Annotated in this window: 14 protein-coding genes, 1 tRNA gene and 4 pseudogenes; 9 read left to right on the top strand and 10 right to left on the bottom strand. The window is 69.7% G+C overall.

The annotated features are described in order from the left end of the window. Positions 1-198 precede the first annotated feature (198 nt). A pseudogene (locus tag ACZ4SA_RS03400) lies at positions 199-539 on the bottom strand (lantibiotic dehydratase); the annotation flags it as partial. Here ACZ4SA_RS03400 and ACZ4SA_RS03405 point away from each other — a divergent pair. Next, a pseudogene (locus tag ACZ4SA_RS03405) lies at positions 521-647 on the top strand (adenosylhomocysteinase); the annotation flags it as partial. The pseudogenes ACZ4SA_RS03400 and ACZ4SA_RS03405 sit on opposite strands and share 19 nt — an antisense overlap. 1 nt (position 648) lies before the next feature. Here the strand turns inward: ACZ4SA_RS03405 and ACZ4SA_RS03410 are convergent. Beyond that, positions 649-2,364 carry an ABC transporter ATP-binding protein gene (locus ACZ4SA_RS03410; RefSeq protein WP_468269333.1) on the bottom strand — a complete coding sequence of 572 codons (1,716 nt, stop codon included), beginning with the start codon at positions 2,362-2,364 and terminating at the stop codon, positions 649-651. Then, positions 2,361-4,133 (bottom strand): ABC transporter ATP-binding protein, encoded by a 1,773-nt coding sequence (locus ACZ4SA_RS03415; RefSeq protein ID WP_468269335.1) that lies wholly within the window; start codon positions 4,131-4,133, stop codon positions 2,361-2,363. The genes ACZ4SA_RS03410 and ACZ4SA_RS03415 overlap by 4 nt, the downstream gene beginning before the upstream one ends. Positions 4,134-4,209: 76 nt before the next feature. Here ACZ4SA_RS03415 and ACZ4SA_RS03420 point away from each other — a divergent pair, with 76 nt between their 5' ends. Beyond that, complete coding sequence (locus tag ACZ4SA_RS03420; protein ID WP_468269337.1) at positions 4,210-5,241, top strand: helix-turn-helix domain-containing protein; 1,032 nt, start codon at positions 4,210-4,212, stop codon at positions 5,239-5,241. Positions 5,242-5,750: 509 nt separating this feature from the next. Further along, positions 5,751-6,221 carry a hypothetical protein gene (locus ACZ4SA_RS03425; protein WP_468269339.1) on the top strand — a complete coding sequence of 157 codons (471 nt, stop codon included), beginning with the start codon at positions 5,751-5,753 and terminating at the stop codon, positions 6,219-6,221. Positions 6,222-6,418: 197 nt separating this feature from the next. On the opposite strand, the gene ACZ4SA_RS03430 is transcribed toward ACZ4SA_RS03425, so the two are convergent. From ACZ4SA_RS03430 to ACZ4SA_RS03440, 3 genes are all read right to left on the bottom strand, one after another. After that, positions 6,419-6,811: a transposase gene (locus tag ACZ4SA_RS03430; RefSeq protein ID WP_468269341.1), complete on the bottom strand. Its 393-nt coding sequence runs from the start codon at positions 6,809-6,811 to the stop codon at positions 6,419-6,421. 380 nt (positions 6,812-7,191) lie between these two features. Further along, the gene (locus ACZ4SA_RS03435) at positions 7,192-7,887 is read right to left on the bottom strand and encodes a type 1 glutamine amidotransferase domain-containing protein (protein ID WP_468269343.1); all 696 of its coding nucleotides are present in this window, start codon (positions 7,885-7,887) and stop codon (positions 7,192-7,194) included. A gap of 35 nt (positions 7,888-7,922) precedes the next feature. Continuing rightward, positions 7,923-8,594: a type 1 glutamine amidotransferase domain-containing protein gene (locus tag ACZ4SA_RS03440; protein WP_468269345.1), complete on the bottom strand. Its 672-nt coding sequence runs from the start codon at positions 8,592-8,594 to the stop codon at positions 7,923-7,925. 183 nt (positions 8,595-8,777) lie between these two features. Here ACZ4SA_RS03440 and ACZ4SA_RS03445 point away from each other — a divergent pair, with 183 nt between their 5' ends. Both ACZ4SA_RS03445 and ACZ4SA_RS03450 read left to right on the top strand, forming a co-directional pair. Next, positions 8,778-9,686, top strand: coding sequence for a LysR family transcriptional regulator (locus tag ACZ4SA_RS03445; RefSeq protein WP_468269347.1), 909 nt, complete (start codon positions 8,778-8,780; stop codon positions 9,684-9,686). A 455-nt stretch (positions 9,687-10,141) separates the two neighbouring features. Continuing rightward, a pseudogene (locus ACZ4SA_RS03450) lies at positions 10,142-10,755 on the top strand (transposase); the annotation flags it as partial. On the opposite strand, the pseudogene ACZ4SA_RS03455 reads toward ACZ4SA_RS03450, so the two are convergent. Together ACZ4SA_RS03455 and ACZ4SA_RS03460 are read right to left on the bottom strand one after the other, a co-directional pair. Then, positions 10,745-11,121 (bottom strand): annotated as a pseudogene (locus tag ACZ4SA_RS03455) (ISL3 family transposase); the annotation flags it as partial. The pseudogenes ACZ4SA_RS03450 and ACZ4SA_RS03455 sit on opposite strands and share 11 nt — an antisense overlap. 284 nt (positions 11,122-11,405) lie before the next feature. Continuing rightward, positions 11,406-12,278 carry an aldo/keto reductase family oxidoreductase gene (locus ACZ4SA_RS03460; RefSeq protein ID WP_468269349.1) on the bottom strand — a complete coding sequence of 291 codons (873 nt, stop codon included), beginning with the start codon at positions 12,276-12,278 and terminating at the stop codon, positions 11,406-11,408. Between the two features lie 141 nt (positions 12,279-12,419). Here ACZ4SA_RS03460 and ACZ4SA_RS03465 point away from each other — a divergent pair, with 141 nt between their 5' ends. The 3 genes from ACZ4SA_RS03465 to ACZ4SA_RS03475 all read left to right on the top strand — a co-directional run bounded on the left by ACZ4SA_RS03465 (position 12,420) and on the right by ACZ4SA_RS03475 (position 15,055). Continuing rightward, on the top strand, positions 12,420-12,857 hold the full coding sequence (locus ACZ4SA_RS03465; RefSeq protein WP_468269812.1) for a winged helix-turn-helix transcriptional regulator: 438 nt from the start codon (positions 12,420-12,422) through the stop codon (positions 12,855-12,857). A 317-nt stretch (positions 12,858-13,174) separates the two neighbouring features. Further along, positions 13,175-14,626, top strand: coding sequence for an AAA family ATPase (locus ACZ4SA_RS03470; protein WP_468269814.1), 1,452 nt, complete (start codon positions 13,175-13,177; stop codon positions 14,624-14,626). A 351-nt stretch (positions 14,627-14,977) separates the two neighbouring features. After that, positions 14,978-15,055 (top strand) — tRNA-Phe (locus ACZ4SA_RS03475). 483 nt (positions 15,056-15,538) lie between these two features. On the opposite strand, the gene tatA is transcribed toward ACZ4SA_RS03475, so the two are convergent. Both tatA and ACZ4SA_RS03485 read right to left on the bottom strand, forming a co-directional pair. After that, complete coding sequence (gene tatA / locus ACZ4SA_RS03480; protein ID WP_468269351.1) at positions 15,539-15,805, bottom strand: Sec-independent protein translocase subunit TatA; 267 nt, start codon at positions 15,803-15,805, stop codon at positions 15,539-15,541. A 39-nt stretch (positions 15,806-15,844) separates the two neighbouring features. After that, positions 15,845-16,426: a TerD family protein gene (locus ACZ4SA_RS03485; protein WP_468269353.1), complete on the bottom strand. Its 582-nt coding sequence runs from the start codon at positions 16,424-16,426 to the stop codon at positions 15,845-15,847. Between the two features lie 315 nt (positions 16,427-16,741). Between ACZ4SA_RS03485 and ACZ4SA_RS03490 the strand changes: the two genes are divergently transcribed. Next, entirely contained in the window at positions 16,742-17,623 is an 882-nt protein-coding gene (locus ACZ4SA_RS03490; protein WP_468269355.1) for a universal stress protein, read from the top strand. Positions 17,624-17,752: the final 129 nt, after the last annotated feature.

Raw genomic sequence — 17,752 nt, forward strand, 5'->3', positions numbered from 1 at the left:
TCCCCAGGCCAGGCACCGTAATGTCGGCGTTTCCGCAGGTCACAGCCCCGCCCAAGGAAAACTCCTAAAGCGGGTTTCGCAGGTTCGAATCCTGCCGGGGGCACAACGCGTTACCGCTCTGACCTGGGGTTTCTTCCCCAGGGAGGGGTCCTCTTCGGCCTCGGACTCATCGTCCGGGGCCGTTTGCGTGAGCGGTGCGCACCAGCCGTACGCCTCCGGGGCCTCGGCGAGCACGGCCAGGCGCGAACGGTCGAGGTACCGGCGCAGGAGCGCACGGTGGCCGGCCTCGTCGAGGTCGAAGAAGAGGCGCCGGTCGTCCTCTACGAGGTAGACACGACGCGGCAGCCCCCGCTGGGCACGCCAGTCGCTGAGCGGGCGTCCCACTCGGCCGGAGGGCGGGCATGGCCGGGCAGTTCGAACGCTTCCAGCCGCCGGCGCGCCGGGGCCGGCACGGTCCGGCCGTACCGCACACCTGGAAGGAACGGCGTCGCCGCTGCGGCGCCCCGGTCGAAGACGGTGACTCCGCTGCCCGGCGATCTCCGTGGCCCGATCTCCGCTGAAGGATCCCGAGGACTTCCTCGTCGGCCGTTCCGTCGTCTTCTCCACCGAGGCCCTGCGCGGCCGGGGACGACAGCCTGCACGGCCGTCTCAGTCCCGTGCCGCCCCGGCCCGGGACAGGTCCCAGTACGCGGCGTACCGGCCGGCGCGTCGCAGCAACTCCTCGTGGCTGCCCTGTTCGACCACCCGCCCGGCGTCCAGGAAGGCGACGCGGTCGGCCCGGCGCACGGTCCCCATGCGGTGCGCCACCAGCACCACGGTCCGGCCCGCCATCAGCTCCTCGATGCCGGCGTGCACGGCCGCCTCGTTCACCGGGTCCAGGGCCGAAGTGACCTCGTCGAGCAGCACGATCGGCGCGTCCTTCAGCAGCGCGCGGGCGATGGATACACGCTGCCGCTCGCCGCCCGACAGCAGCGCCCCGCCCTCGCCCACGTCCGCAGACCAGCCGCCGGGCACCCGCTCGATCACCTCGTCGAGACGGGACGCGGCGGCCGCGGCCCGTACCTCGGCGTCCGTGGCGTCCGGGCGGCCGAGGCGCACGTTCTCCTCGATCGTGCCGTCGAAGAGGTAGACCTCCTGGAAGACGATGGCGATCCGTGCCATCAGCGCCGCGGTGTCCATCTCCCGTACGTCCACTCCGCCGATCCGCACCGCGCCCGCGTCGACGTCGTAGAAGCGGGCGATCAGCTGCAGCAGCGTCGTCTTGCCCGCGCCCGACGGCCCGACGACGGCGAGCCGCTGGCCCTCGGGTACGGACAGCGTCACCCCGTCGGCGACCGCGCGGTCGCCGTGCCGGAAGGTGACCGCGTCGAACACGACGTCGTGACCGGCCGGTTCGCGCGGCGCGCGAGGCTCCGGCAGCGGCTTGGTGTTGAGGACGTCGTCGAGGCGGGTGAGTTCGGCGCGGGCGGCGCGGATGCCACCACTCATCTCGGCGAGGGACAGCAACGGGTCGGCGCAGCGGGCGGCGAGCACCAGGACTGCAAGCACCTCGGCCGCGCCGATGTCCCCGCCGAGGGCGAGGTACGCACCGAGTGCGAGCAGCGCGGTGAACACCGCCTGCACGGTGACCGCAAGACCCAGCACACCTGGCAGCGCCGAAATGGTGGAGCGACGCGAGGCGCGGCTCAGTTCCTTCAGGGAGTCGTCCAGCAAACCGAATCGCTCACCGGTGCGGCCGCCGGCGCGCAGCACCGGCTGGGCCTGGAGGTACTCGATGACTCGGCCGGTGGCCGCGCGCTCGCGTTCCACGCGCTCCGTGTCGGTAGCCGTCGTCGCGCGGGCCGTGCGCTGCTGGACCGCGACTGCCAACGGCACAGCGGCCAGGCCGGCAAGCCCCAGCTGCCATTTGAAGGCGAGCATCACGGCGAGGATCGTCAGCGGCGTCACACAGGCGGAGATGAACGGCGCCAGCAGGTGCGCGATCACGCTCATCGCCTGCAACACGCCCTGGCCGGCGAGGACGGACACCTCGCCGGTGCGGCCGGGTTGATACCAGCCGATGGGCAACCGGGCGAGGTGTTCGCCGAGGCGCTCGTACATGCCGTGCAGCATCGTCGTGCCCACGCGGAAACCGGAGCGGTCGCTGACGTACCGCAGCACCGAATAGACCGCGACCGCCGCGCCGAAGGCGGCCAGCCAGGGCCGGGCGTCCTCGGGTGTGCTGCCGAAGAGCGCACGCAGCACGGGCACCAGCAGGGCGTACGACAGTCCCTCGGCGAGGGCGGTCACCGTCATCAGGGCGACGGTGCGGCGCACCGGCCCGGCGTACTCGTGGCCGAGCACACGCAGCAGTGTGCTGATCATCGGGCCTCTTCCCCTTCCATGGCACCGGCGTGGATCTTCCAGAATTCGGCGAATGCGCCGTTGCGCGCGAGGAGTTCCGCGACCGAGCCCCGCTCCACGATCTCGCCGTCGCGCAGCATCACGACGGTGTCGGCGTCGGCGATCGTCTCCAAGCGGTGGGCGATGACCAGCGTCGTCCGCTTCTCCCGGGTCTGCGCCAGCGCCTCGCGCACCGCCTGCTCGGTCTGCGGGTCGGCGAAGGCGGTGGCCTCGTCGAGGACCAGGACGGGGGCGTCTGCGAGCAGGGCGCGGGCGATCGAGACGCGCTGCGCCTCGCCGCCGGAGAGGCGGGCGTCCTCGCCGATCACCGAGTCGTAGCCGCGGGGCAGTTCGAGAACGCGGTCGTGGATGCTCGCCCGGCGGGCGGCGCGGACGACGGCGTCACGGTCGGCGTGCGGGACGGCGAGGGCGATGTTGTCCGCGACCGAGGCGCGCAGCAGCCGGACGTCCTGGAAGACGAAGGACACCCGCCGGTACAGCTCCTGGCTGCCCACCTCACGCAGGTCGACGCCGCCGAGGAGCACGGAGCCGTGCGTCGGGTCGTAGAACCGCGGCAGCAGCTGCACCAGCGTGGACTTGCCGCTGCCGGACGGCCCGACCACGGCCGTGATCGTCCCGGGCTCCAGCACCAGGTCGATACCGCGCAGCACCTCGCGCCCGGCCGCGGCACCCTCGTACCCGAAGCGGACGTCCCGCAGCTCCACCCGGTGTCCCTCGGGCGCCACCGGTCGTACTGGCTCGGGCAACGACGGCTCGGCGAGTACGTCCCGGATGCGGCCGACGGCGCGCCGCGCGGCCTGCAGGTCGTCGAAGCCGTGCCCGAGCGTGGCCACGGGCGCGGTCAGCCCGAGGCCGAGAAGCAGGAAAGGCAGCAGGTCCGCCGGGGCGAGCCCGCCCCCGGTGATCCGGTACGCGCCGCCGACCAGCACCGCCAGCAGCACGAACGGCGGCGACAGCGCCACCTGCATCCCGGCGGCGACCCCGGAAAGACCGCGCACCATCCGGTAGAAGCTCCGGGTGAAGTCGCCCACCGCGGTACGGAACTTGCCGTGCGCCCGCTCCGACCCGCCGAACGCCTTCACCACCGCGATGCCCTGCACGAACTCGACCACCGACGCCGAGATCCGCCCCATCGCGGCGTCGAACTCCTTCTGCTCGCGCAGCCGCGTAGGGGTCATCATCAGCGGCACCAGCGCGACCGCCAGCAGCACGGGGATCAGCGTGATCAGCGTCAGCCGCCAGTCCACGGTGAGGAGGTAGCCGAGCGAGACCAGCGGCACCACGAAGGCGGAGACCAGCTCACCCGGCGTGTGCGCGATGAGCGGGTGCACGGCGCTGACGTCCTCACCCACCAGCTTCGCCAGCTCCCCGTTGCGCCGCCGCGCCAGCCAGCCGATCGGCACCCGCCCGAGCCGCGCGGCGAGTTGCCGGCGCAGCGACAGTTGCACCCGGGTGTCGAGGAGGTGTCCGACGCCGGACGAGGCGGCCGTGAACAGCAGCCGTACGAGCAGCCCTGCCGCGCCCGCGAGCACGACGTTGCGCACGTGCCCGTCGTCGGCCGGCCCCGGCGCCAGCAGCGTACGGCCGAGCTCGACGACCGCGAGGAGCGGCGCCAGGCCGGCGACAGCGCCGATGACCTGCAGGACGACGACGACGGCGAAGCCGCCCGCGTACGGGCGCAACAGACGGGCCACGCCCGGTGGTGGCGAGGTGGTTCCGGTGGAAGTCATGCGCTCACCTTCGCCGCGTCTGCGGCCCGCTGGATTGAAGAAATGTTCCGTCCGGGCGGGCCCGTAGCATTGAGGCATGTCAACTGCCGTGCACCAGCGCGTCGCTGCCCCCGTGTGGCAGGTCACGCGCCCGGCCCGGCCCGGTCGCGTACCCGGCGTAGCCCTGGCGGGGCTGCGCGACCGCGGCCCGGCTCCGGTCGACCACCGGCTCGACCCGCACCCCGTGCTGACGCTGGCGCTGGCCTGCGGCGAGGGAGCGCTCGGCATCGACGAGTCGACGGGGCGGCAGCACCGCGGCAGCATTGTCACCGGGCTCGGTTTCGGCGTCGGCGGTGCGGCGCGTGTGCGGGCCGCGAACGTCGAGTGGATGCAGGTGCGCCTGTCCCCCGCCATCGCGCGCGCCGTGCTGAGCGTGGGCCCTGCTGAGCTGGAGAGCTCCGTGGTGGCCGTGGACGATCTGTGGGGAGAGCGGCGGGCAGCCCGGCTGCGCGAGCAGCTGGCCCAGGCCGCCTCGTGGGAGGAACGTTTCGCGCTCGTCGAAGCGTTCCTCGCCCGACTGACCGCCGCGGGGCCCGCCATCGAGCCGGAGCTGGCCTGGGCCTGGGACCGTATCGTCGCCGAGCACGGCCAGGTGCGGGTCGAGGAGCTGGCCGACGAGCTGGGCTGGAGCCGCAAGCGCCTGTGGTCCCGCTTCCACGCGCAGCTCGGCCTGCCACCCAAGCGCGCCGTGAAGCTCGTCCGCTTCGACTGGGCCGCCACCCGCCTGGCCGGGGGCCAGGAGGCGGCCGGGGTCGCGGCCGACTGCGGCTACGCCGACCAGTCGCATCTGCACCGGGACGTCGTGGCGTTCACCGGTGTGACCCCCGCAACCGTGGCCGGCCAGTCGCTCGTCACGACGGCCGACATGGCGTGGGTGGACCACGTGCCGCGCCTCTCGGCACGATGGGGCAATGCCCCAGCCTCCCGTTTCGACGGGCCGCACCGGCCACCGCCGCCAACCGGCGGAGATACCCGAGGCGAACGAGTTCCCGGGCGGAGTGCAGATGTACGGTCCCGTCACCGGCGCCGGCAGCCCGCTCGCGCCGCCGATGCGGGCGACTCCGGCTGACGGCGGCTTCGCGGGGCGGTGCGATCCGGGCATCGCGCACGAACGACCACCCGGCTACGGCCACAGCGGCGTCAGCGCCATGCTCCTCGACGAACTGATGGGGTAGGCATGCACCGCGGCCGGCAACCCGGGCATGACCATCTCACTCCGGATGCGCTACCACGGGCCGGTGCCCCTGGAGACCCCCTTGCGGGCGAGCGCTCGAGTCACGGAAACCGACGGCCGCAAGATCTTGGTGACGGGCACCATTGCCCAGAAGAGACCCCCTCCACCCTCCAGGTGGAAACGGACGGCATCTTCGTCGTACCGGATCCGGACCTTGCCCGCGCTCTTTTCCCGTCCCTCAATCACACAAGGTGAGACACCGCCCCTACGTCTGCACGCTCTTCTCTCCACGCGTGAGCGATGCATGAGCGGACGGTGGAGCGCGAGCCACCAGAAGCAGGACCAGCGATCACACCGGATGGCATCCGGCGTTCTGCTTCCGCTTGTTCGTCGAGGGGTGCGCGATGGCGTCGATGCTGGGGTTGCTGGAGGCGCGGGAAGCGTCTGCCCGTGAGCGGGTGGAGGTGCTGCGGGAGGAGGCGGCCCGTGCGGCTGCGGCCTTGGAGGCCGGTGAGATCGAGCTGGACCGGCGGGTGATCGCACGCGATGAGCTCGTCGACGCCCTGGCCGTATCCGCCGAAGCGACCACTGCCGCGGCGGAAGCCGAGGACGCGGGAGAAGCGGCGCCCACTCCCGTTCCCGGGCCTGGCTCCGAGTCGGTTCCGGGAGCGATCGTGCCGCCCTGGCGGGAGGGGCTGTCGATGTCGGTGCTCTCGCTGGACAACCAGCGGATCCTGAACGTGCTTCAGGACCGGCCGGGCCACGAGCCGGTGCGGGCCAAGGACATCGCGGCGGCCCTGGGGATCGAGGCGACGGTGGCGGCGAAGGTCGAGGGAGTGCGGTCGAAGGCGAAACGCCTGGCCGAGCGGGGGTAGTTGCTGCAGGAGGCGTCGGGCGCGTTCAGCCCAGTCGATGAGGGAGCCGGTGTAGCCGCCGTCGGCCCATACGAGGCAGATGTCCCGGTGCAGGGCCCGCAGCCGGGTTCAGCAGGCCGACGGCCGCCTCGCGGTCCCCGACGTTCGCGGCGGTCACGGCCACGACCAGCAGCAGGCCCAGGCAGTCAGTCAGTCAGTCAGTCACGATGTGCCGCTTCCGCCCGTTGACCAGCTTCCCGCCGTCGAAGCCGCGTGAGGCGGCGGGAACGTTCGCGGCGGCTTTCACCGACTGCCCGCCGTGCTCTCCCCGCCGTCGGCTCCGCCTCCCGCCCCTCGCGCTCCCGCACCCGGCCGCGCAGCCGGCCGCGCAGCCGGTCATGCAACTCCGCGACCAGCCCGTTCTCGCGGCAGCGACGGAAGAAGGCATAGACCCGGGCCCAGTCGGGGAAATCCGCGGGCATCGCCCGCCAGGAAATCCCGCCCGCGACCAGGTGACGGATCGCTTCCAGCATCTGACGGTGGCAGTAGCCCTCGGGCTGCCCGCCCCGGCCCTCCAGCCAGGACGGCGTGGGCAACAGCGGCCGCACCACCGCCCACTCCGCGTCCGTCAGGTCCGACGGATACCGCCGTACCCGGACCGGATGATCAGCCGCATTCCCGTACGCATGCACGAGACAATCGCACGACCGGGCGGACGAGTTGAAGTCGACAGGCGCAACCGCGTACACATGTGACAACAGGGCCTCCTGGAACTGCTCGGTCAGATTCGCATCCCCGAGCTACCAAGAGGCCCTGCCCTCATGCGCGTACAGCCGGAAGATCACCCCATCAGGAATCCTGTTCGACCCACACGTTCCATGATCGGTTGAGATACGGCTACCTATGGCGAGGAAAACCCTTCAAGACCCCCGCATGTTCGGCGCGCCGCCCAGTCAGGACGCGCCGGGGATGGTCATCCCGAAGCCGTGGGTCAGGCCAGCTTCTTGAGCATTTCGGCTGCGGCAGGTCCGGCGGAGGCGGGGTTCTGACCGGTGACCAGGTTGCGGTCGACGACCACGTTCGGGGCCCACGGCTCGCCCTCCTGGTAGTCCGCACCGATCTCGATCAAGCGGTCCTGGAGCAGCCACTTGGCGCCTTCCGCCAGACCGCTCTGGATCTCCTCGGCGTTGCTGAAGCCGGTGAGCCGGTAGCCGGCGAAGGCGTTGCCGCCGTCGGCCTCGGTGGCTGCCAGCAGGGCGGCCGGGGCGTGGCAGACCACGCCGAGCGGCTTGCCCGAGGCGAGGGTGTCGATGAGGAGCTTGCCGGAGGTGGCGTCGACGGCCAGGTCCTCCATCGGGCCGTGGCCACCGGGGTAGAAAACGGCGGCGTAGTCGTCGAGGTCGACGTCCTCCAGCTTGATGGGGCGCTGGATCTCGGTGATCGAGGCGAGGGCGTCCGCGATCTTCTTTGCACCCTCCTCGCCGCCGTTGAACTGCGGCGCCAGGCTGCCCTGGTCCAGGGGCGGCACGACGCCGCCGGGCGTGGCGACGACGATCTCGTGGCCGGCGGCGGTGAACGCCTCGTACGGGGCAACGAGCTCCTCGGCCCAGAAGCCGGTCGGGTGCTTGGTGCCGTCGGCGAGCGTCCAGTGGTCGGCGCCGGTCATCACGAACAGGATCTTCGACATGGTGCGGTCTCCTCGAGTCGGGTTTAGCTGGGTCGTCATTCGGTGCCGGCCAAGGCAGCGAGGATCAGGTCGCTGACGGCCTTGGTGGACACCGGGTTCTGTCCCGTGATCAGGCGGCCGTCGCGCACGGCGTGCGGCGTCATCGGGATGGTGGAGCGCACGTACTTGGCGCCCTTCGCGCGCAGTTCGTCCTCCAGGAGGAACGGCACCCTGCTCTTCACGCCGGCCAGCCGTTCCTCGACCGTCGCGAAGCCGGTGACGGTGCGGTTCCTTACCAGGGGGTTTCCGTCGGTGTCGCGGAGGTTGATGAGGGCGCAGGCGCCGTGGCATACCGAGGAGACGATGCCGCCGTCGGCATAGATGGCCTGGGCCGTTCGCTGCAGGTCGGCACTGTCGGGGAAGTCCCACATGGTGCCGTGACCACCCGTGAAGAAGATCGCGGAGTAATCGTCCGGATCTGTGCCGGCAACGGAAGGGGTGGCTTTCAGGGCGTCCATGAAGGCTTGGTCGTCGAGATACCCGCGAACCGTCCGGTCAACGAACAAGCGACCGAGGCTACGGGGGTCGAGCGGCACTACTCCGCCCGCCGGGCTCACCACGTCCACCGTGTGACCGGCCTTCACCGCCTTGTCGTAGAAATGGACGAGCTCACCCAGCCACAGTCCGGTCTGGTGCTTGCTCGCCCCATAGGTGGCCTGATTGGTCACGACCGCAAGAATCTTTTTCTGTCTCACTTTTCCCTCGTCTCCTGGGCGGCCCGTGGTTTCGAAGCTAAAGCTGTTGATGTATCGGCGCCAATGAAGAGCCCGATACCGGGTATCGAAGAACCGATGCCTGTTCCGGGGACGTACGGCACCTGGCCGGCATGCCTACCTCGTAGGCTCGAAGCCGTGAGCGATCACGACATTCATGGGTCCGGTCCGCTGGACCTGAATCTGCTGCGCACCTTCCTCGCGGTGCACCGCCTGGGCTCCTTCACCGCCGCAGCGCGTCAGCTGAGCCTGTCGCAGTCCACCGTCACCACACACATCCGGGCACTGGAGAGGCGCCTGGGCCGCGAGCTGTTCGAACGCCGGGCGCAAGGCGTCACTCCGCTGCCCCATGCCGACGAACTCGCCGCCCGGCTGTCGGCACCCCTCGACCAGTTGGCCGTCATCACCGGCGAGGAACCGAGCAGCACCGTGGGGCCGGTCCATTTGGCGGGACCCGCGGAGTTCCTGGGCACTCTCGGCCTCACGGTGCTGGCCCAGCTGGTCGGGCAGGGCGTCCGGCTGCGGGTGGCCACCGGGCTGACCGAATCACTTCTCGAAGAACTGCGGGCCGGGCGCCACGACCTCGTCGTCGCCACCCGCCGGCCCCGTGGCCGGATGCTGCACGCCGAACTCCTCGGCGACGAGGAGTTCGTCCTGGTTGCCGCACCGGTATGGGCAGACCGGCTCAAGGGGCAGGAGCTGCCCACTGCCCTGGAGAGCCTTCCGCTGATCGCCTACGCCGAGGATCTGCCCATCGCCCGCCGCTACTGGCGCCACGTCTTCGACCGCCGCCTGCATGCCCAGGCCGCCATCACAGTCCCCGACCTGCGCAGCGTCCTCACCGCCGTCACCGTCGGCGCCGGCTGGAGCGTCCTGCCCAGCTATCTGTGCCGCACCGAACTCGCCTCCGGCGTCCTCCGTCTGCTGCACCAGCCGGAGGACCCGCCGATCAACACCTCCTACCTCGTCCAGCGCCCGGGCAGCTCCACCAACCCACACGTGACACTCGTCCGCGAGCACCTGCTGGCCGCCGCGAGAACCTGGTGAGACCCAGCGGCGCCGGGGCCTGACTGTCCAAGCTCCCGTGGCACGGAGGAGGGCGCTGGCCTTCCCGCACGTCGCCGTGAATTCCGGGCGGATGACCGAACAGAGGCTCCGAGTTTGCATGTGTAAGGCTGCGCGTAGGCGACATACCCGCACCCGGTGAAGCAGCGCCGCAGCGGACGAGCCGAGCCCTGCACGGCATTCAGGCGTGGGCTCGTGCCCAGAGCGTGCCGACAAGACCGGACAATCACGGTAAACAGCCGTGTAAAACAGCCCTCGAAGCTGCACCGGAAGCAGCATATTCGCAGGTCAGCAACCCAGGTCGGCTTTCGCCGCCCACGGTGGGGCAGGTAAATGAGCACGCCGAACACCCCGTAGCCCTTGAGTGTGCTGGACCACGATGCCCGGCGTGAGGCGTCGACTTCACGTCACACTTCCGGGAGGACTTCTATGCCTGCCTGACCCGGCGCGGTGACACCCTGTTCGAGCTCACGGACGCGTTGCTCTGCGAGAACGGGCCGGTGACCTCGCCGGTGGACCTCACGCTGGTGGCCGAGCACCGGCGTGGGCACGGTGCGTCGTACGACGCGCTGAACTGCGGCCGCATCGATGTGACCGGCCTGCGCCACGCGCTGGCGATCCTGCCGCAGCCCAAGGCCGCCGACAACCGGCTCGTCCTGGCGGTCGACGTGACCCGCTGGCTGCGGCCGGACGCTCGTGCAGCCCGGAGCGGCTGTTCTGTCACGTACACGGACGATCGGGACGCTCCAGCGATCAGTTCGTTCCCGGCTGGCCGTACTCGTTCGTCGCTGCGCTGGAGACCGGCCGCACCTCGTGGTGCCAGCTGCTGGACGCTGTCCGGCTCGGCCCGGACGACGATGTCGCCGAGGTCACCGCCGCCCAGGTCCGCCGAGTCGTCGCCGACCTGATCGACGGCGGCCGGTGGGAGACGGGTGACCCGGACGTCCTGGTGGTCTTCGACGCCGGCTATGACGCCCCGCGCATGGCCTACCTCCTGCAGGGCCTCCCGGTCGAGGTGCTGGGGCGGATGCGCGCGGACTCCAGGCGACCCCGAGCCCTTCGGCGACACGAGCGATGGTGAGGTGCTGGCAGACGATGGCCTCAAGCGCCCACCGCAGCCCGCGGCGCGAGAGCTTCGCCCGCGGCTCAGCCGCCTTGGTGGTGTCTTGCCGCCACACGTGCCCACAGTCGATGCAGCGGTAGCGGCGGATCGTGACGTGAAGGATCGTGGGCCGCCAGCCGAGTGGCTCGTGCGCCGGCCGCCGGGTCACGGTGTCACGCGGTGTGTCTTCGCAACCCAGCGGCGGCACCACTGGTCGGACTCGACGACCCGGCACGCGAGAACCGCACGATCCGGGGCGAGTCGCTGACCGGTGACTTCGAGCCCGAGCCCGTCAAGGCGGCAGAACGTAGTCATGTCAGCGCGGGCGAAGCCCGCCTCAGGGGTAGCGTCGTGCAACGTCAAGGTCTTCCGGATGGGCTTGGTGTAGGAACCCCCTTCCTCGGAAGACCTCGACGCCTACCCGGCCACAGCCGCGGGGTGAGCTGCGCCGGTGGACACAGGTTCCTGACGGTTGATCTGAAGTCAACCAGGTGAGGGCGAATCGTCCTGCTTCGGCCCCGGTCGCGCGAAGGTGACCGGGGCCGAAACTTGAACGGTGACTTCGGTCGTGGCTTGTGAGCCGTTCAGCTACGGGGCATTCAGCGGCCGATGTCGTCCAGCTCGGTCAAGTCCTCATGGGAGAGGGAGAGTCCCGCGCCGGCGATGTTCTCGCGCAGGTGCGCTGTCGATGACGTGCCGGGGATGAGCAGGATGTTCGGTGATCGCTGCAGCAGCCAGGTCAGTGCGACGGACATCTGTGTTGCCTTCAATCGAGCGGCGACCGCCGAGAGCGCCGAGGACTGAAGCGGGGTAAAGCCCCCGAGGGGGAAGAAGGGCACGTACGCGACGCCGTCGGTGGCGAGCCGGTCGATGAGCTTGTCGTCGTGGCGGTGGGCGAGGTTGTACATGTTCTGCACGCACACGATCGGCGCGATGCTCTGTGCCTCGGTGACCTGCTCCTCGGTGGCGTTGCTGACTCCGACGTGGCGGATCAGGCCCTGCTGCTGGAGTTCCACGAGCGTCTCGAACGCCTCGGCGAGGGAGCCGGGCTGGGGACCTTCGGCGTTGCCGAGTCGGAGGTTGACCAGGTCGAGTACGTCGAGCCGGAGGGACTTGAGGTTGTCGTGGACCTGGCGGCGCAGATCTTCGGGTCGCCGGGCCGTGGGCCAGCCACCCTGCTCGTCGCGGGTCGCGCCCACCTTGGTCACGATGTGCAGCGACTCGGGATAGGGGTGCAGAGCCTCGCGGATCAACTCGTTGGTGACGCGCGGCCCGTAGGCGTCGCTGGTGTCGATGTGGGTGATACCGACGTCGACCGCTTCACGCAGAACGGCCAGGGCACCCTCGCGATCGGTGGGCGGCCCCATGACCCACGGGCCGGCCAGTTGCATGGCGCCGTAGCCGAACCGGGTGACGGTCAGGTCACCCAGAGTCCAGGTGCCGCCGGGAAGAGAGAGGGAGGGTGTGCTCATCCTGTTGCCTTTCGTCGTGCACTTGGGGGGTGGCGCCTGCTGCCTCCCTGCATCAGCATTGGAGAGAAACTTCCTGTCGGGAAGTAGGCACTTTGGAGTGCGTAACCCACCCATCGGTGAGAGGTGCGATCAGTGACGACGATGAAGGCGGCCCAGAAAAGGGCTCAGGCCAAGGTGGAGTACAACGCGTTCCTGGCAGGGTGCCCCAGCCGGCAGCTGCTCGACCGAATCTCGGACAAGTGGGTCGTCCTGATCCTGTGTGCGCTGGGCGGCGACAACAGCCCTGGCCAGCCCGGTGCAGCAGACGCAGACGCTCCGAAGGCGATGCGTTACTCCGAGCTCTCTCGGCTTCTGGCCGGGGTCAGCCAGAAGATGCTGACCCAGACGCTACGGGCGCTGGAGCACGATGGTCTGCTCACCCGTACCGTGACGCCAACCGTCCCTGTCACCGTCTCCTACGAGCTGACCGACCTCGGCCTCTCGCTCCACCACATGACGCGCGGGCTCAGAAACTGGGCGCAGACACACATGGCCGAGGTCCTTGCACACCGCGAGAACCACGACGCTCGCACCTCCTGAGGACTCACATCCAACCGTCCAACAGCTCTATGTTCTCGGCGCTACACCCTCAACTGCAAAGAGCCCACAAACCTCAATATTGGCGCTCGCTTGGCTCGGAATCGAACACCTAAAGCGGGTGTCGCAGGTTCGAATCCTGCCCGGGGGCACGAGAAGGTATCAGATACTAGGAAATATCGACCCTCCATGGACGCCACGGAGGGTCGTTTTTATCCCGGATGGGAACCCGATGGGAACGGCACGATGGGTTTGAATAAGTCCAGATATAATAAGCCCACCTATCCATACAGAGGTGTGCCGTGGACAAACCCGCCGAGATGTTCGACCGCGACTTCGAGTGGGCCGAGCTGACCCGCTTCGCCTCCCTACCCGGCCCGCGTGCCACCCTCGGCGTGGTCTCCGGCCGCCGCCGCCAGGGCAAGACCTTCCTCCTGGACGCCGTCACTCGGGCAAGCGGCGGCTTCATGTTCACCGCCACCGAGACCACCGAAACCGACGCCCTGCGCCAGTTCGGCGAAGCCCTCGCCCGCCACCGCGACCAACCCACCCCGTTCCGCTTCACTCATTGGGACGAGGCCGTCACGGAACTCATGCGCATCGCCGACGGGGGCGGCCCCACCGTCGCGGTCATCGACGAGTTCCCCTTCCTCGCCAAGGCCTCCCCCGCCCTCCCCTCGATCATCCAGCGCGCCCTCGACCCCGCCGCCCAGCACACCAACACCCCCGTACGGCTCCTGCTGTGCGGCTCCGCCCTGTCCTTCATGGGCGGACTCCTCGCCGGCAACGCCCCGCTGCGCGGCCGCGCCGGCCTGGAACTCGTCGTCCCCACCCTGGACTTCCGCCTCGCCGCCGAATTCTGGGAGATCACCGACCCGCGCACCGCACTGCTCACCCACGCCATCGTCGGCGGCACCCCCGCCTACCGCCGCGAGTTCACCCAGGGCGACGCTCCCGCCGGGCCCCACGACTTCGACGCCTGGGTGACCCGCGCCGTCCTCAATCCCGCCCGTCCGCTCTTCCGCGAGGCCCGCTACCTACTCGCAGAGGAACCCGAACTCCACGACACCGCGCTCTACCACTCCGTCCTGGCCGCCATCGCCGCCGGAAACGCCGCACGCGGCGGCATCGCCGACTACCTCGGCCGCAAGTCCACCGATCTCGCCCACCCGCTCAGCGTCCTCCAGGACGTCGGCATGATCACCCACGAGGCCGACGCCTTCCGCCGCAACCGCTCCGCCTACCGCATCGCCGAACCTCTCATCGCCTTCTACCACGCGGTCATGCGCCCCGCCTGGGGCGATCTGGAACGCCCCGGACGCGCCCCCGCCGTCTGGCGCCGCGCCCAGTCCACCTTCCGCAGCAAGGTCGTCGGCCCGCACTTCGAACAGGTCTGCCGCGAATGGGCCCGCTGGCACGCGTCCCCCGCAACCCACGGCGGGCAGGTCACACGGGTCGCCAGCGGGACCGTCAACGATCCTGCCGCGAAGACCAGCCACGAAGTCGACGTCGCGGTCCATGGCGAGACCGACAGCGGCCGCGAAACACTACTCGCCATCGGCGAAGCCAAATGGAACGACGTCATGGGAAAGGGCCATCTCGAACGTCTCCAGCACATCCGTGCTCTCCTCACCGCGCGCGGCACCGCCACCGACGTCACCCGGCTGCAGTGCTACAGCGGCACCGGCTTCACCGACGAACTGCGCCACCTCGCCGAGAACGACCCCGCCATCCAGCTGATCGATCCGGTTCGCCTCTACCACGGCGACTGACCCGGTCACAGCCACCGCGCCTGTACGGGGAACATCGCCTCCACCGTTACCTGCGTCCCGGGGAGCCGCAGCGCACGCCCATTCTCAGTCTGCCGCCCTGCCGGGGCACAGAGAAACACCAGGTCAGATGCTGTGCTGGCGTAAAAAGGGCCCTCCGTGAAGATCACGGAGGGCGGCTGGGCGACGAACCTGCGTAGATACCTCCGCCGACTCTCGAAGACCGTCCCCGCGCCCTCGGCTGGGAACCTGATGGGAACAGCAAGACAAAGAAGGCCCGCGAAGGATCGTGAAAGATCGCTCCCCCGCCTTCCCCCATCAGTCCACTGGCCTGCGAAAATGGCGAAGTATCAAGCCAGATCAGGCAAGACGAATGAGCTAATGATCATGCCCCTAAAGCGGGTGTCGCAGGTTCGAATCCTGCCGGGGGCGCAGAGAAGCAGCAGGTCAGGGGGCTGCGAAGGCCCTCCGTGGAGATCGCGGAGGGCCTTTATGTGTCCGGATGGGAGCATCCTGGGAACGAATCGCATCCCCTATCTACTCCTTTGTCATCGCAATGTGGAGTTGTCCAGTTGCTCCAGTCCGCAGGCGATGTCACGGCCACGGATGTGGCGTACGGCTGAGGATGTGTGGGTCGTCTGAGGTGATCCCTCTACATGGCTCAATGGCTGAGGGTGGGTGGCTGGCCCCTGGCTCGGGCGGTGCCGGGCTCGGCTGACCTGCCGGAGACGCAGTCGACGAGGATGTCGGGGCCGATGTAGCGGCGCTGTTCGGTCCATTCGTGGCTCTGCCCGCGAGGACGGCGGTGACCAGACGGAGGGCTGCGCCGCAGTCGGGGAAGATGCCCGACTGCGTCGGTGCGTCGGTGCGTCGGCGGATCTCCTGGGCGCGTGCCGGGCGGCGGATGCGGTCGGTTCAGGTCCGTGGGGTGCCATCGCCCGCCTGGGGCGTGGGGCGGCTGACGTCGTCGGGGGCGGCCTGGACGACGCGCGAGATGGCGGGCCCGGTGGAGGGCGTGTCGGTCGTGGCCGGCGGTGCCGGGTCGGACTTCATCGCCTTGGCCTCGCTCTTGAGGATGCGGGCCGACTTGCCCATGGAGCGGGCGAGTTCGGGGAGCTTCTTGGCGCCGAAGATCAATATGACGACGATGAGCAGAATCGCGAGTTCGCTGATACCGAACATGGGTGTCCGTCTTCTCCCCGGTAGCGGGCGGCAGGATGGCTAGAGATGAGTGGCGATGGCCGGCATCAGGTCCTGGAAGGTACGGCCGTTGGCCGGTTCCCCGATGGCGGACATGCCCCATCCGCCGCCCACACGGTGGACCTTGACCATGATCTGAGCGGTGTACGACCCGCCACCGGAGAGGGTGTAGCGGGCCAGCTCCTGCCCGGTGTTCTCGTCGATGAGGCGGCAGAAGGCGTTCTCCACCTCGGTGAAGCTCTGCCCGGTGAAGGAGTTGACCGTGAAGACGATCTGGTCGACGTGGGCGGGCAGGCGCAGCAGGTCCACGAGAATCGACTCGTCGTCACCGCCCTGTCCTGCGCCGCCGACGAGGTTGTCGCCGGTGTGGCGGACCGAACCGTCGTCGCTGACCAAGTGCTGAAAGAAGACGACGTCGACCGGCTCGCGGCCGGCGAAGAGCACCGCGGAGGCGTCGAGGTCGATCTCCTTGGCGGTGAACCTGGCAAGGATGCCCTTGCGGGGTGTGGCCTGCCAGCCCAGCCCCATGCGTACGACGCTCAGCTTCCCGCCGTCGCTCTTGTCCAGGCCGATCTGCTGGCCCTTGGTCAGCGTGACTCCCACTGTGCTCCCTCCTCAGAGCCGAGGCGTGTCGACTCAGTGACGCGTCGACATTTCCCGCAGGAATCTACAGCACTGTAGAAGTGCTGGGCAGGGTGCACCCGGGACCTGGACGACGGGCGGTGATGCCGGTCCGGGGTGTCCTGGGGGATGCGGTTCAAGGGCGGTCCTTCCCGTTGGCGTGACGGGCAAGGTGGAGCAGTGTGGTGGTGAGGACGGTGAGCCCATGACGACTCTGGACCCGTGCAGTTCCCCGGTTCGGCCTGTGACAGGCTCCGACTGGTGCGGCGTGATGCCGTGGGGGACGGGAGGCCGGTGGTGAGCACGCCGGTCGTAGTCGGTGTCGACGGCTCGCCGTCGAGCCTGGAGGCGGTCGAGGCCGCAGCCCGCGAGGCGCGGCTTCGCAGGTGCGGCCTGAAGGTCGTGCACGCGTTTCTGTGGCCTGGCATGCATCCGCCGGGGCCGTCGCCAATGGGGCCGGTAGGCGGCGGCCTGCACAGCATGGTCAAGCAGCTCCTGGCCGAGGCCGTCGAGCGTGCGCACGCCACGGCTCCCGAGGTCGAGGTGACCAATACCGTCGTCTCCGGTGAGCCGCTGAGCGCACTGGAGGTCCAGTCCCGCATGGCGGCCCTGATCGTGATCGGCAGCCGTGGCCTGGGCGGCTTCACCGGACTGCTGCTCGGGTCGACGGCCGTACACCTCGCCGCGCATGCCCGCTGCCCGGTCATGGTGGTACGAGAGCGGCCCCATCCTGCCGAGCGGATCGTTCTGGGAGTGGACGGCTCGCCTGCGGGTGAGGCGGCCGTCGAGTTCGCCTTCGCGGAAGCCGCTCTCCGCAGCACTGAACTCACCGCCCTGCACGCAGGGACGCCCGGGACCGCACAGGCCCCTCCGCCTCAAGACCCGGGGATGCCCTACGCGTACGAAGCGGGGATGCTCGCGGACTTGGAGGAGCGTGTGGTCGCCGGGGCGACTGCGGGACACCGGGAGAAGTACCCAGGCGTGTCGGTCGAGTACGTGGTGGTCCGGGGCGGCGCCCGTGAGTGCCTCATCGAAGCCAGCAGGCGCGCCGAGCTCCTGGTTGTCGGCGCGCGGGGACGCGGAGGGTTCACTGGCCTGATGCTGGGCTCGACCAGCCAGGCTCTCCTGCATCACGCGCACTGCCCGGTGACGGTCGTCCGGGGCGCGGACGGGCACTGATGCAACCGCTCAGCCGGGTGGCGGCCCAAGCCCCGCACAGCGCCGGTCGCCCTGCGGGAATCCCGTGAAGGCCGTTCCGCCCGCTCGTCGTCGAGTTGGCCGCGTCGCCCGTTTCGCCGCCGACGACAC

Source organism: Streptomyces sp. NPDC027962 (assembly GCF_055566095.1).

Excerpts from the sequence above, each read along its gene's own strand:
- ACZ4SA_RS03410 (WP_468269333.1), bottom strand. The coding sequence starts at position 2,364 with ATGATCAGCACACTGCTGCGTGTGCTCGGCCACGAGTACGCCGGGCCG.
- ACZ4SA_RS03415 (WP_468269335.1), bottom strand. The coding sequence starts at position 4,133 with ATGACTTCCACCGGAACCACCTCGCCACCACCGGGCGTGGCCCGTCTG.
- ACZ4SA_RS03420 (WP_468269337.1), top strand. The coding sequence starts at position 4,210 with ATGTCAACTGCCGTGCACCAGCGCGTCGCTGCCCCCGTGTGGCAGGTC.
- ACZ4SA_RS03425 (WP_468269339.1), top strand. The coding sequence starts at position 5,751 with ATGGCGTCGATGCTGGGGTTGCTGGAGGCGCGGGAAGCGTCTGCCCGT.
- ACZ4SA_RS03435 (WP_468269343.1), bottom strand. The coding sequence starts at position 7,887 with ATGTCGAAGATCCTGTTCGTGATGACCGGCGCCGACCACTGGACGCTC.
- ACZ4SA_RS03460 (WP_468269349.1), bottom strand. The coding sequence starts at position 12,278 with ATGAGCACACCCTCCCTCTCTCTTCCCGGCGGCACCTGGACTCTGGGT.
- ACZ4SA_RS03465 (WP_468269812.1), top strand. The coding sequence starts at position 12,420 with ATGAAGGCGGCCCAGAAAAGGGCTCAGGCCAAGGTGGAGTACAACGCG.
- ACZ4SA_RS03470 (WP_468269814.1), top strand. The coding sequence starts at position 13,175 with ATGTTCGACCGCGACTTCGAGTGGGCCGAGCTGACCCGCTTCGCCTCC.
- tatA (WP_468269351.1), bottom strand. The coding sequence starts at position 15,805 with ATGTTCGGTATCAGCGAACTCGCGATTCTGCTCATCGTCGTCATATTG.